We start from the raw sequence: 12,615 nt of genomic DNA, 5'->3' as shown, positions 1-12,615 counted from the left end.
GCGGGTACTCGGGCTGCCTCGCAACTAGGACGCGGCGCCGAAATCGGCGCTGACGCGGATTTGTGCGAGAGGCGTCGACGCTGGCGTCGATCTCGACGGCCTCAGAGCTGGATCAGCCGCGGCGCAGAGCCGCTCTCACGCAACGCCGCTCCGGCCTCGCGCGTCAGCTCACGTGAACTGCCGAGCGTCGCGTCGAGGACCAGTGCGCGCTTGATGTGTCGGTGCAGCTCATGCTCGGCAGTGAAACCGATGCCGGCCAGCACCTGCTGGCAGTGCCGCGCGGCGGTCAGCGCCGCCTGGCCCGCGGCGGCCTTGGCGAGCAGCGAGCTTAGCGCGTCTGGCGCGATCGCGGCGGCCACCAGCGTGGACTCCGCGCCCTCGATGGCGACCAATGTCTCGGCCAGCCGGTGCCGAATCGCCTGGAACGACGCGACCGGCCGGCCGAATTGGCTGCGGTCCACCGCGTGCCGGCGGGCCAGCGTCAGCATCGCGCGTGCGGAACCCACCAGCCACCAGCCCAGCGCAGTCCGTCCGGCATCGGCCGGCACCGACTCACCTTGCTCGGCGCGGTGTATCGGCAGGTCATCGCCCAACACGGTGGTCGGCTGGTCGGTCCGCTCCCACACCACCCAGGAATTGCCCGCGAACGGCAGCGGTACGGTCCCTCCGCCGTCGCGGCCGGCCGCCCGGAGCACGACGTCGTTGAGCACCGGGGCGTGCGCACCGGTCTCGCCGAGCAGCCGAAACACCAACGGGACGGCGGCTTCCGGCATTTCGTCGAGCATCTCGAGCCAGCCCAGCTCGGCCAGCGCCGCGTCGAGACGCTCACCCGAAGCCGTCGCCATCGTCTTGCGCAGACCGTCTTCCAGCAGCTGCAAGGATTCGCTGTCCACGCTCACTCCTTGCCCAGATCCAGCAGCCGGCGCGCGATGATGTTTCGCTGGATCTCGGCGGTCCCGCCGTAGATGGTCGACGCCCGCGAGTAGAGAAACTCTGCGCGCCAGGGACTTTCGTCCAACTCCAGGGTCCCGGGCAGCAGATCGCGCACGGTGTCGTAGAGCCGTTGCTCGGCGCCTGCCAGCAGCACCTTGTCGATCGACGTCTGCGGACCCAGCGGCTCGCCGTCGGCCAGCCGATGCTGGGTGCCGCGCGAGCGGCAGCGCAGCGTGTGCAACGCGAGATAGGCCGCGCCGAGCTCGTATTCGTCGGGATCGACTGCCTCGGCGATCAACTCGTCGAACCGGGAGTAGAGATAGGCAATGCGTTGCCAGAAGCAGGTGGAGCGCTCGTACGGCAGCAGATCCATCGCCAGGCGCCAACCGTCACCAGGCTTGCCGAGCATGCGATCCGCCGGCACCACGACGTCGTCGTAGTAGACCTCGCAGAACTCGTCGACCCCGTGCATGGTGCGCAGCGGGCGGACGGTGATGCCCGGGGTGTCCAGGTCGACGAAGAACGCGGTGATGCCGTCGTGGCCCGGCGCGGTGCGGGTGAGCAGAATGCACCGGGTGGAGAACTGCGCGTAACTCGTCCAGACCTTCTGCCCGTTGATGATCCAGTTGTCGCCGTCCTGGACCGCGCGGGTGGTCAGGGACGCGAGGTCACTACCGGAGCCCGGCTCGGAAAAGCCTTGGCACCATTGCTCTTCACCCCGAAGGAGGCGCGGCACCATCTCTGCGGCGAGTCCGTCCGGCGCGTAGTCGATCATCGTCGGCGTGAGCACCTCGAGCATCGAGTACGGGCCGGGCTCGGCCAGACGGCGGCCGACGATTTCCTCGCCGACAACCGCGCGAAGAATGGCCGGGCCACCCAGGCCGCCGACTTCGACCGGCCAGCCGTAGCGCATCCAGTCGGCGTCGTAGAGGGCTCGGCTCACTCTGGCCATCTGCCGCATGTGGGCTTCCAGCGAGTGATCAGGCCCCGGCGTCAAGTCGTTCTCGTCGAGCCAGGCTCGAAGATCTGCCCGGAACTGCTCGACTTTCATGCAGGCGGTCGTCCCACTGCGTGCGGACGACCCGAGTCGTGGATACCGCTACGTCGAATGAAGGTCATCGCACGGGTTTTCAGCCGCCAACCGTCGGCAGTCCGCACGTAGTTGTCTTTGTAGTAACCGATCCGCATGTCGTGCGTCGCATGGTCGATGAAGCACAGCGGCTGGGTTCCGGTGGCGGTGTCGCCGTTCAGGTCGATCACCGGGGTCGCCGTCATGAACAATCCCTTGGGGGCGGCGTCGACCAACACCGGGAAACGGTCCAGCGAATACGTTTCGCCGAACGCGCTGTAGGTTCCATCCGGGGTGAAGACCGCGACGAGACCGTCGATGTCCCCCTGAGTGATGGTCACCGCATACCGAGCCAGCAGTTGCTGGATGTCGACGAGGTCCTCAATTCGCTCCGACATAAACCTTGCCGCCTTTCATCACAAAGTTCACCCGCTGAGTCACGCTGATGTCGGACAACGGATTTCCCGGCACCGCAATGACATCGGCGAGTTGACCAACCGCCAGCCGACCCCGGTCGGTCACGTTGATCAGGTCGGCCGCGACCGTGGTGGCCGCGCGCAAGACCGCCAGCGGCGGCATGCCCCACTCCACCAGCGTGACGAGCTCATCGGCGTTCTTGCCGTGCGGGATGGCCGGGGCGTCGGTGCCGACGGCGATCTTCACCCCGGCCTCGTAGGCTGCCTTGATCGACGTCTCCGCCTTCGGGAACATCTCGGCTGCCTTGTCCTGCAACACCTTCGGCGCCCGGGACACATCCATTGCCTGGGCGAGCCGGCGGGTGGTCACCAGAAACCGGTCGTTGTCGACCAGCATCTGGATGGCCTCGTCGTCCATCAGGAACCCGTGCTCGATGCAGTCGATACCGCACGCGACGGCGTGCTTGACGGCTTCGGCCCCGTGGGTGTGCGCGGCGACCCGCAGCCCACGCCGGTGCGCCTCATCGACGATCGCGCACAGTTCTTCGTCTGAATAGTGTTGCGCCCCAGCCTCACCGGTCAGCGACATGACGCCGCCCGAGACGCACACCTTGATCAACTGGGCACCGTGCTTGATCTGGTATCGCACGGCCTTGCGGATCTCGTCGACCCCGTTGGCGATGCCCTCTTCGACCGTGAGCTCGAGCGCGCCCGGCATGAACGCAGCGAACATGGTCGGGTCCAGATGTCCACCGGTGGGGGTGATCGCATGGCCGGCCGGGACGATCCGGGGTCCGTCGATCCAGCCCGCGTCGATGGCCTTGCCCAGCGCGACGTCGAGCAGATAACCCCCGGTCTTGACGAACAATCCGAGGTTACGGACCGTGGTGAAACCGGCCCGCAGCGTGCGGCGGGCATTGCCGACCGCACGCAGCACGCGCGTCGGGGGATCGTCCTGCACCTGGGACAGCCCGGGCGTCTCACCCCGCCCGCCCATCAGCAGGTTGACTTCCATGTCCATCAGTCCCGGCAGCAGGATGGAGTCCCCGAGATCGATGAGATCGCCCTCGGGTTCGCCTCCGACACCGACGATCCGATCGTCCTCGATGCGCAGGATGCCGGGCGAGACGATCTCGCCGGCGTCGATGTCGAGCAGCCCGGCAGCCTTGAGCGTCAGCACCGGCTAGATCACCGGCTCCCGAAGCACCTCGACCCACGCGGCTCCGCTGTCCGGAACACGCGGCTGCTTCCAGGCTTCGATCGGGAATGACACCATGACCAACGATTGCATGATGTGCATGAGCGTCTTCGCGTCTTCGGGAAGATCGTCGAGCGGGAATTTGTCGCAATACTCGATGACGTCGTTGATCTTAGGAAACGCCACGTCGTAGAACGCCTGCATCTCGGCCATCGACGAGGCCAGCCGCTTGGCGTAGCGCTCGGGCTCGGTGGCCAGATCCCAATCCAAGTACTGCTCCAGCGCCGCGAATTCAGACGGTAACGCCATTGCCCTGGTACTCCTTCACGTAGTCGCTGGTGGTCTTGTGCAGATGGCGGATCAGGATCTCCTGGTCGCACAGCAGGAACTCCTTGACCGCCCGGGTGCCGATCATGGTCTGGGTTGCTTCCAGGGTGTTGGCGTCCTGCAGCGCGTATTCCTTGAATGTCACCGCGGCCAGTTCCTGGGCCAGACGTTCGCGGGCGTTGCGCGGCGGGACGAAGTACAGCGTCGACTCGAAGATGTGCTTGTCGACCGCGGTCGGCCAGTAGTGGTAGGTCAGGAACCAGCCCGGCTCCCAGATCAGCAGCATGAAGTTGGGGTAGAACAGCCAGGAGTCGATGCCCCACTGCGGAACCCGCTTCACGTTGACACCCGGTGGCAGCTCGAGGTTTTCGATGATTTCGGGCTTGTCCCAGGGGCCGAACAACCCGCTGCGCAACACCTGATCCAGCGGTTTGACCATCGACATGTCGGGGGGAGGTGCCTGCCCGCCCCAGGTCGACTGCAAGTTGTGCGGGCCGGCCAATTCGTAGTGCAGCGCCTCGTAGCCGAACTTCTGGATCTTGGCGGCTTCTTCCTTGGTGTACTGACCCTGGTGCAGGATCGGCGCGTGGTAGAACTCCACGAACGCGTCGATGAACAGCTTCCAGTTGCTGCCGACTTCGGCCCGGTAGGAGTAGGTCTCGGTCATCTCCCCGAACGGGTAGCCCTCGATGCTCTTGGCCAGCGGCCCGAGATAGTCGACCAGCGGTGCCGCGTTGTCGTCGAAGTTGATGAAGATGAAGCCTTCCCACACCTCGCAGCGGACGGTCGCCAGGCCGTAGTTGCTCGTGTCGAGGTCGAAGAATTCCTCGGGCTGTTGGACGAAGGTCAACTCACCGTCCAGGCTGTAGCGCCAGGCGTGGTACTTGCAGGTGAACTGCCGGCAGGTGCCGGACGTCTCCTCGTTCGGAAAGTCGTTCCACACCAACTTGTTTCCGCGGTGGCGGCAGACGTTGTGATACGCCTTGACCGACCCATCCTTGGTCTTGACGATGATGACGGACGTGCCCTTGCCGGCCGACGACAGCTCTTTGGTGAAATAGCTGCCGGTGCGGGGCAGTCGGTCGACGCGACCCACATTGAGCCAGGTCTTCTTGAACACAGCCTCGCGCTCGGCCTCGAAGAACGCCGGGTCGATGGAGTCGGTGTAGTCCACCGGCGCGGTGCCGAGATCCGGGTAGTTCTCAGTCCAGCTGCCTGCGGCGGGCTTGGGAAAGTGTGCCAACGTCCTTACCTCTCTCGTGTTTTGGCTTCGTGGTCTTCGACCTCGACGCCAAAAGTGTTCAGTGCCATTGCAAGTGCGATGTAATTGCCGGTGGTGAAGACCAGGTCCATGCGCTGCTGCTCGTCGAGCCGCTCGCCGAGAACGGCCCAGGTCTGGTCGGAGATAGTGCTGTTCTCGTCGAGCTCGTCCACGGCGCGCAACAATGCGCTGTCGAAGGCGTCGTGTGACCGCCCGGCCCGGGCGGCTTCGATGTCGGCGTCGCTGAGCCCCGTCTCCCTGCCCATCTCCGCGTGGTGAGTCCACTCGTAGCTGCATTGGCGCCGATGCGCGACGCGCAGGATCACCAGTTCGCGGGTGCGCGGCGGCAGCGTCGATCCGTACAGCAGGTACGTGCTGAACTTCAGATAGGCGCGGGTGAGCTTTGGATGACGCACCAGTGTCGACAGCAGGGTGCCGGCGTCGTCGGGGTTGCGCCGCTCTTCGGGCAGCATCACCGCGACCGCCTGCCGGGCAGCGTCGTCCCACTGGTCCGCCGGTAGCGGGGACAGACGCATGTGGGCTCCTCGAGTAAGAGAATCAGATTCTCATATTTGATCGATAGGTTTCCATGAACTCGTGAATTGGTCAATCTTTCGTCCTCCACCTGCGGTGACACCGGCACCTCGGACGGTCCGGCGGACGGCCCCAATGCATGTCTGACCGTGGTGGGGGTAGCCTTGGGATGTTGATTCTCGGGATTTGAGAAGCTAGTTTTCATACTACGAACGAAGTCAGCGGCGAAAGCGATTCGACGACGGGCCGACCACAGGTTCGCAACAATCGCGGGATAACCGCGAGCCAATGACCAGGTGGGCCCCGAGTGCCCCCAATGAGAGGACCGGGCAGTGAACAAAGACGACATGATTTTGATCAGCGTCGACGACCACACCGTCGAGCCGCCGGACATGTTCAAGAACCACTTGCCGAAGAAGTACATCGACGACGCTCCCCGGCTGGTGCACAACGAGGACGGCTCGGACACCTGGCAGTTCCGCGACACGATCATCCCCAACGTGGCGCTCAACGCGGTCGCCGGTCGCCCGAAGGAGGAATACGGGCTGGAGCCGCAGGGCCTCGACGAGATCCGCCCCGGCTGTTACAACGTCGACGAGCGCATCAAGGACATGAACGCCGGCGGCATCCTGGCGTCGATCTGCTTTCCGTCCTTCCCCGGCTTCGCCGGCCGGTTGTTCGCCACCGAGGACCACGACTTCTCCATCGCCCTGGTGCAGGCCTACAACGACTGGCACATCGACGAGTGGTGTGGCGCCTACCCGGCCCGCTTCATCCCGATGGCGATCCCGGTGATCTGGGACGCCGAGGAGTGCGCCAAAGAGGTGCGTCGCGTCGCCAAGAAGGGCGTGCATGCCCTGACCTTCACCGAGAACCCCGCGGCGATGGGCTACCCGAGCTTTCACGACGACTACTGGACGCCGTTGTGGAAGGCGCTGGTCGACACCAACACTGTAATGAACGTGCACATCGGATCGTCGGGCCGGCTGGCCATCACGGCGCCCGACGCGCCGATGGACGTGATGATCACGCTGCAGCCGATGAACATCGTGCAGGCTGCGGCGGACCTGTTGTGGTCCAAGCCGATCAAGCAGTACCCCGACTTGAAGGTCGCGCTGTCCGAAGGCGGCACCGGGTGGATCCCGTACTTCCTCGAGCGCGCGGACCGCACCTACGAAATGCACTCGACGTGGACGCACCAGGACTTCAAGGGCAAGCTGCCCAGCGAGGTGTTCCGCGAGCACTTCCTGACCTGCTTCATCAGCGACAAGGTCGGTGTGAAGCTGCGCAACATGATCGGCATCGACAACATCTGCTGGGAAGCCGACTACCCGCACAGCGACTCGATGTGGCCGGGCGCCCCAGAAGAACTGTGGGACGTGCTGTCGGAGAACGACGTGCCGGACGACGAGATCAAGAAGATGTCCTACCAGAACGCGATGCGCTGGTATTCCTTCGATCCGTTCAGTCACATCACCGAGGCGCAGGCCACCGTCGGCGCGTTGCGTAAATCCGCTGAGGGTCATGATGTTTCGATCCGGGCACTGTCCAAGCACGAGCACGGAGGCGCCAGCTTCCAGGACTTCGCCGCCAGCGCCAAGGAACTGACCGGCAACAAGGACTGACGCCTCACCGACACATGGGCGTCCGTGGGAAAACGCGGGCGAAGCCGGGAACAGCGGGCCGGCACCGGAGGCTGAGCCTGAACTGATCAAAAGGAGATTTCGCAGTGGCCGGCGATGGGATGAGCTTTGAGCTGACCGATGACCAAGAGCTGATCCGCAAGTCGGTCGCCGAACTGGCGTCGAAATTCGACGACCAGTATTGGATGGAAAAAGACCTCGCCCACGAGTTTCCTCAGGAGTTCTACGACGCGATCGCCAGTGGCGGTTGGCTCGGCATGACGATTCCCGAGGAGTACGGCGGTCACGGACTCGGCATCACCGAGGCGACGCTGTTGCTCGAGGAGGTGTCGCGTTCGGGTGCGGCCATGAACGGCGCCAGCGCGATTCACCTGACCATCTTCGGCATGCAGCCAGTGGTGAAACACGGCTCAGACGAGCTGAAGGCCAGGACCCTACCGCGAATCGTCAACGGCGACCTGCACGTCTGCTTCGGCGTCACCGAACCCGGTGCGGGCCTTGATACTTCGCGGATCACCACGTTCGCCAAGCGCGAGGGCGACACGTATCGGATCAACGGGCGCAAGGTCTGGATCTCCAAAGCGCTGGAGTCCGAGAAGATCCTGCTGTTGACGCGGACCGAGACACCGGCTGATCTGGAGAAGCGCGGCGCCAAGAAGACCGACGGTATGACGCTGTTCCTCACCGACCTCGATCGCGACCATGTCGACATCCGGCCGATCAAGAAGATGGGCCGCAACGCCGTCAGCTCCAACGAGGTCTTCATCGACGATCTGATCGTTCCGGTCGAGGACCGAGTCGGGGAGGAGGGCAAGGGCTTCAAGTACATCCTCGACGGTCTCAACCCGGAGCGGATGCTGATCGCCGCCGAAGCACTCGGCATCGGGCGCGTCGCGCTGGAGAAGGCCGTCAAGTACGGCAACGAGCGAGTGGTGTTCAACCGCCCGATCGGCATGAATCAGGGCTTGCAGTTCCCGCTCGCCGATTCACTGGCCCGCCTCGACGCCGCGGAATTGGTGCTGCGCAAGGCGACTTGGCTCTACGACAACGGCAGACCTTGCGGCCGCGAAGCCAACACCGCCAAGTATCTGTGCGCCGACGCCGGTTTCGGCGCGGCCGACCGTGCGCTGCAATTGCACGGCGGGATGGGCTACTCGGAGGAATACCACGTGTCGCGCTACTTCCGCGAGTCGCGTCTGATGAAGATCGCGCCGGTGAGTCAGGAGATGATCCTGAACTTCCTCGGCGAGCACGTGCTGGGATTGCCGAGGAGTTACTGATGGCGTCGCTGTTCGACCTCACCGGTCGATCGGCATTGGTCACTGGGTCGGGCACCGGGATCGGCGCGGCGGTCGCCGAGGCATTGGCCGCCGCGGGGGCGGCGGTGCTCGTCAGCGACGTCGATGCCGATGCTGCTTCGGCTGTGGCCCAACGCATTTCCGCCGATGGCGGCACAGCGGAAAGCGTTGCGCTCGACGTGCGTGACCGGGGGGCGGCGGAAGCCGCTGCGGCACAGGCCGCCGCGTTGTCCGACGGGGTGCTGAACATCCTGATCAACAACGCCGGGGTGACCGCTCCCGGGATGTTCGCCGACCTCACCGACGACAGCTTCTACAAGGTGCTCGACATCCATCTGATGGGTGCGGTGCACTGCGCCCAGGCGGCCCTGAAATTTCTGCCCACCGACGGCACCGGCCGCATCATCAACGTGGTCTCCTCAGCCGGCATCACCGGGACCCTCGGCCAGGTCAACTACTCGGCGGCCAAGGCCAGCATCATCGGCTTCACCAAATCGCTGGCGCGTGAGCAGGCGCGAAACAGCATTCTTGTCAATGCGCTTGCGCCGCTTGCGGCGACGAAGATGACCGAGACGATCCGTACCAACGAGAAATTCGCGGCCAACATGATGAACCGCATTCCACTGAAGCGGTGGGCGGAGCCCGAAGAGGTCGCCGGCGCTTTCGTCTTCCTTGCCTCCGACGCCGCCTCCTACATCACCGGTCAGGTGCTGCCGGTGGACGGCGGCATGGTGATGTGATGCCGCAGAACCGTGGGCCGCTGACGGGCGTCACCGTGGTGGCCCTCGAGCAGGCGGTCTCGGCACCGATGTGCACCCGCGTGCTGGCCGACTTCGGTGCGCGGGTGATCAAGGTCGAAAACCCGAAAGGCGGTGACTTCGCCCGGTACTACGACGAGGTCGTCAACGGGCTCGCCGCACATTTCGTGTGGGCCAACCGCGGCAAGGAGTCGGTGACTCTCGACCTGAAAACCGATGCGGGGCGTGACATCCTGCACCGCCTGCTCGACCGTGCTGACGTGCTGGTCTCCAACCTGGCTCCCGGTGCGATATCGCGACTCGGGATCGGGGCAGCCGATCTCAAAGAGCGGCACCCGAACGTGATCGCCGTCGAGATCGACGGCTACGGCCCCGGCGGTCCGTTGTCCCACAAACGGGCCTACGACTTGCTGGTGCAGGCCGAATCGGGCGCGTGTGCGATTACCGGGAGCGCCGGCGCACCGGCCAAGCCCGGCCCGCCGGTGGCCGACATCAGCACCGGGCTGTACTCGGCGCTGTCGATTCTCGCGCTGTTGTATTCGCGCGATGCGCAGTCGACGCCGGGGGAGCACGGCAACGCGATAGGTCTCAGCCTGCTCGACACCATGATGGAGTTGATGGGCTATCCGTTGACCTACACCCAACATTCCGGCGTCGACCAGCAGCCGCTCGGGATGAGCTCGCCGGCGGTGGCGCCCTACGGTGCGTACCGCACCGCCGACGGTCAGACCGTCGTTCTCGGCACCACCAACGACGCTGAGTGGCAACGGCTTTCCCGACAGATCATCGGACGTGACGATCTCGCCGAGGACCCGCGGCTGGCCCACAACTCCGGTCGCTGCGCACACCGCGACCTCTTGGACGAGGCCATCGGCGCGTGGTGTGCCGAGCACGACCTGAAGCATGTGCAGGAAACCGCGGACGCGGCCGGGATCGGTAACTCGCGGTACAACCTGCCCAGCGAGGTTCTGGTCCACCCGCAACTGCAGGCCCGCGACCGCTGGCGAGAGGTCGAGACACCTGCGGGGCCCATCCAGGCTCTGTTGCCGCCCCCGGTGATCTCCGGTTTTCAGCCCCCGATGGGTGCGGTCCCCGGACTCGGGCAGCACACCGACCTGGTGCTCACCGAATTCGGCTACAGCGCAGACGAACTCGATGGCCTACGGGAGCAGGGTGCCATCGGAGCGGCGTACTCCTGATGGGCGCTGACGACGCTGCGGAGCCCGCGCTGCTGTGCAACGACCGTGACGGCGTCCGGACGCTGACCCTCAACCGTCCGCGGCGGAAGAATGCGATCAACCGTGAACTCTGGATTGCGTTGGCGCAGGCCCTGGTTGACGCGGACAAAGACGCCGTGGTGCGTGCGGTCGTGCTCACCGGCGCCGGCGGTGCCTTCTGCTCGGGTGCTGACATCTCGACACCCGACGACAGCCATCCCGTGCACAAGCTGCAACGGCTGACCGACGTCGCCCTGGCGCTACACGAACTGTCCAAGCCGACCATCGCCAAGGTCAACGGTGTGGCGGTCGGCGCCGGCTGGAATCTGGCGCTGGGTTGCGACCTGGTGGTGGCGACGCCGGAATCGACGTTCTCGCAGATCTTTTCCAAACGGGGACTGTCAGTGGACCTTGGTGGCTCCTGGTTGTTGCCCAAGATCGTCGGGCTGCAGCAGGCCAAGCGCCTGGTACTGCTGGCCGATACCATCGGCGCCGCCGAGGCGCAGTCGCTGGGGCTGGTGACGTGGACGGTTGCCGTCGGCGACATCGACGACTTCGTCACCGACATCGCCTGCCGACTCGCGGCCGGCCCGCCGATCGCGTTGGCACACAGCAAGAAACTACTGAACGAGGGGGCCGACCGGACCATGCGCGACGCCCTGGCCAACGAGGCGCGAGCACAGGTCGGTAACTTCGCCACGGTGGATTCGGCCGAGGCGTATGCGGCGTTCGCCGAAAAGCGTGACGCCTCGTTCACCGGTCAGTGGGCGGTCAAGAGATCGGAGCAGAAGAATGCGTGAAACAGTCATCGTCGAGGCGGTGCGGACGCCGGTCGGCAAGCGCAACGGTGGCCTGTCGGCCATGCACGCCGCCGACCTGTCGGCCGTCGTGCTCAACGAACTCGTCGAGCGCACCGGCATCGACCCGAACGTCATCGACGACGTGGTGTGGGGTTGCGTGTCACAGGTCGGCGACCAGTCCAGCAACATCGGCCGCTACGCGGTGCTGGCCGCCGGCTGGCCCGAGCGTATTCCAGGCACGACGATCAACCGGGCCTGCGGATCGAGCCAGCAAGCGCTCGACTTCGCGGCCCAGGCGGTGATGTCGGGCCAGCAGGACGTCGTCGTCGCGGGCGGCGTCGAGGTGATGAGCCGGGTACCGCTGGGCTCGGCCCGGGCCAGCGGTCAGCCTTACGGGCCCAAAGTGCTTGCACGCTATGACGGTTTCTCCTTCAACCAGGGCATCTCCGCGGAGCTGATCGCCAAGAAATGGGGTCTTTCCCGCACCCGGCTCGACGAGTACTCCGCGCTGTCGCACGAGCGCGCCGCCGCGGCGCAGGACAACGGCGCCTTCACCGGGCAGATCGTCCCGGTCTTCGCCGACATCGGCGACGACACCGCTGTCGTCACCGCGGACGAGGGAATTCGTCGCGGCACGTCGGTGGAGAAACTCGCCGGACTGAAGCCCGCGTTCGACGAGGCCGGCGTGGTCCACGCCGGCAACTCGTCGCAAATCTCCGATGGCGCAGCGGCTTTGCTGGTGACGACCTCAGACATCGCGGTCGAACTCGGCCTGACCCCGCTGGTGCGTTACATCGCCGGCGCGGTCACCGGAGCCGACCCGTTGCTGATGCTCACCGGCCCCATCCCGGCCACCGAGAAGGTGCTGGCCAAGGCGGGCGTCTCGATCTCCGACATCGGGGCGTTCGAGGTGAATGAGGCCTTTGCCCCGGTTCCGTTGGCCTGGCTGGCTGAAACCGGTGCCGACCCCGACCGGTTGAACCCACTCGGTGGGGCCATCGCCCTCGGTCACCCGCTCGGTGCGTCGGGTGCGGTGCTGATGACCCGCTTGGCACACCACATGCGCGACAACGGGATTCGCTACGGACTGCAAACCATGTGCGAGGGTGGCGGCACCGCCAACGCCACCGTCGTCGAACTTGTTGCCTGACAGGAAGATTC

At 65.3% G+C, this 12,615-nt stretch carries 13 protein-coding genes; 6 read left to right on the top strand and 7 right to left on the bottom strand.

Translation table 11 applies throughout. The features are described 5' to 3' along the window. Positions 1-101: 101 nt before the first annotated feature. The 7 genes from CYU59_RS00340 to CYU59_RS00310 are packed head-to-tail and all read right to left on the bottom strand — an operon-like array spanning position 102 to position 5,740. Positions 102-845, bottom strand: coding sequence for an acyl-CoA dehydrogenase family protein (locus CYU59_RS00340; RefSeq protein ID WP_292974733.1), 744 nt, complete (start codon positions 843-845; stop codon positions 102-104). A 50-nt stretch (positions 846-895) separates the two neighbouring features. After that, complete coding sequence (locus CYU59_RS00335; protein WP_292974728.1) at positions 896-1,984, bottom strand: acyl-CoA dehydrogenase family protein; 1,089 nt, start codon at positions 1,982-1,984, stop codon at positions 896-898. Next, on the bottom strand, positions 1,981-2,400 hold the full coding sequence (locus CYU59_RS00330) for a nuclear transport factor 2 family protein (protein ID WP_292974727.1): 420 nt from the start codon (positions 2,398-2,400) through the stop codon (positions 1,981-1,983). The genes CYU59_RS00335 and CYU59_RS00330 overlap by 4 nt, the downstream gene beginning before the upstream one ends. Then, entirely contained in the window at positions 2,384-3,598 is a 1,215-nt protein-coding gene (locus CYU59_RS00325) for an amidohydrolase family protein (RefSeq protein ID WP_292974726.1), read from the bottom strand. The genes CYU59_RS00330 and CYU59_RS00325 overlap by 17 nt, the downstream gene beginning before the upstream one ends. 3 nt (positions 3,599-3,601) lie before the next feature. Continuing rightward, on the bottom strand, positions 3,602-3,925 hold the full coding sequence (locus CYU59_RS00320; RefSeq protein WP_292974725.1) for a hypothetical protein: 324 nt from the start codon (positions 3,923-3,925) through the stop codon (positions 3,602-3,604). Next, positions 3,909-5,186, bottom strand: coding sequence for an aromatic ring-hydroxylating dioxygenase subunit alpha (locus tag CYU59_RS00315; protein WP_292974724.1), 1,278 nt, complete (start codon positions 5,184-5,186; stop codon positions 3,909-3,911). Before CYU59_RS00315 ends, CYU59_RS00320 begins: the two co-directional genes overlap by 17 nt. Positions 5,187-5,191: 5 nt before the next feature. Then, on the bottom strand, positions 5,192-5,740 hold the full coding sequence (locus CYU59_RS00310) for a carboxymuconolactone decarboxylase family protein (protein WP_292974723.1): 549 nt from the start codon (positions 5,738-5,740) through the stop codon (positions 5,192-5,194). A gap of 330 nt (positions 5,741-6,070) precedes the next feature. On the opposite strand from CYU59_RS00310, the gene CYU59_RS00305 reads away from it, so the two are divergent. From CYU59_RS00305 to CYU59_RS00280, 6 genes are all read left to right on the top strand, one after another. Further along, on the top strand, positions 6,071-7,363 hold the full coding sequence (locus CYU59_RS00305; RefSeq protein WP_292974722.1) for an amidohydrolase family protein: 1,293 nt from the start codon (positions 6,071-6,073) through the stop codon (positions 7,361-7,363). Positions 7,364-7,482: 119 nt separating this feature from the next. Then, positions 7,483-8,661, top strand: a complete 1,179-nt coding sequence (locus CYU59_RS00300; RefSeq protein WP_292974732.1) for an acyl-CoA dehydrogenase family protein — start codon at positions 7,483-7,485, stop codon at positions 8,659-8,661. Beyond that, positions 8,661-9,419, top strand: a complete 759-nt coding sequence (locus CYU59_RS00295; RefSeq protein WP_292974721.1) for an SDR family NAD(P)-dependent oxidoreductase — start codon at positions 8,661-8,663, stop codon at positions 9,417-9,419. The genes CYU59_RS00300 and CYU59_RS00295 overlap by 1 nt, the downstream gene beginning before the upstream one ends. Next, positions 9,419-10,636, top strand: a complete 1,218-nt coding sequence (locus CYU59_RS00290; protein WP_292974720.1) for a CaiB/BaiF CoA-transferase family protein — start codon at positions 9,419-9,421, stop codon at positions 10,634-10,636. The genes CYU59_RS00295 and CYU59_RS00290 overlap by 1 nt, the downstream gene beginning before the upstream one ends. Next, positions 10,636-11,454, top strand: a complete 819-nt coding sequence (locus CYU59_RS00285; RefSeq protein WP_292974719.1) for an enoyl-CoA hydratase-related protein — start codon at positions 10,636-10,638, stop codon at positions 11,452-11,454. The genes CYU59_RS00290 and CYU59_RS00285 overlap by 1 nt, the downstream gene beginning before the upstream one ends. Next, entirely contained in the window at positions 11,447-12,604 is a 1,158-nt protein-coding gene (locus CYU59_RS00280; protein WP_292974718.1) for a thiolase family protein, read from the top strand. The genes CYU59_RS00285 and CYU59_RS00280 overlap by 8 nt, the downstream gene beginning before the upstream one ends. Positions 12,605-12,615 lie beyond the last annotated feature (11 nt).

Source organism: Mycobacterium sp., assembly GCF_002863225.1.
Lineage (GTDB): Bacteria > Actinomycetota > Actinomycetes > Mycobacteriales > Mycobacteriaceae > Mycobacterium.
Note: the sequence above shows the minus strand (reverse complement) of the source record. Positions and strands in the feature narration are given on the sequence as shown.

Bases quoted from the DNA above. Each gene is read 5' to 3' on its own strand.
- CYU59_RS00285 (WP_292974719.1), top strand. From the start codon at position 10,636: ATGGGCGCTGACGACGCTGCGGAGCCCGCGCTGCTGTGCAACGACCGT.
- CYU59_RS00300 (WP_292974732.1), top strand. From the start codon at position 7,483: ATGAGCTTTGAGCTGACCGATGACCAAGAGCTGATCCGCAAGTCGGTC.
- CYU59_RS00340 (WP_292974733.1), bottom strand. From the start codon at position 845: ATGGCGACGGCTTCGGGTGAGCGTCTCGACGCGGCGCTGGCCGAGCTG.
- CYU59_RS00335 (WP_292974728.1), bottom strand. From the start codon at position 1,984: ATGAAAGTCGAGCAGTTCCGGGCAGATCTTCGAGCCTGGCTCGACGAG.
- CYU59_RS00310 (WP_292974723.1), bottom strand. From the start codon at position 5,740: ATGCGTCTGTCCCCGCTACCGGCGGACCAGTGGGACGACGCTGCCCGG.
- CYU59_RS00295 (WP_292974721.1), top strand. From the start codon at position 8,661: ATGGCGTCGCTGTTCGACCTCACCGGTCGATCGGCATTGGTCACTGGG.
- CYU59_RS00330 (WP_292974727.1), bottom strand. From the start codon at position 2,400: ATGTCGGAGCGAATTGAGGACCTCGTCGACATCCAGCAACTGCTGGCT.
- CYU59_RS00320 (WP_292974725.1), bottom strand. From the start codon at position 3,925: ATGGCGTTACCGTCTGAATTCGCGGCGCTGGAGCAGTACTTGGATTGG.
- CYU59_RS00290 (WP_292974720.1), top strand. From the start codon at position 9,419: ATGCCGCAGAACCGTGGGCCGCTGACGGGCGTCACCGTGGTGGCCCTC.
- CYU59_RS00280 (WP_292974718.1), top strand. From the start codon at position 11,447: ATGCGTGAAACAGTCATCGTCGAGGCGGTGCGGACGCCGGTCGGCAAG.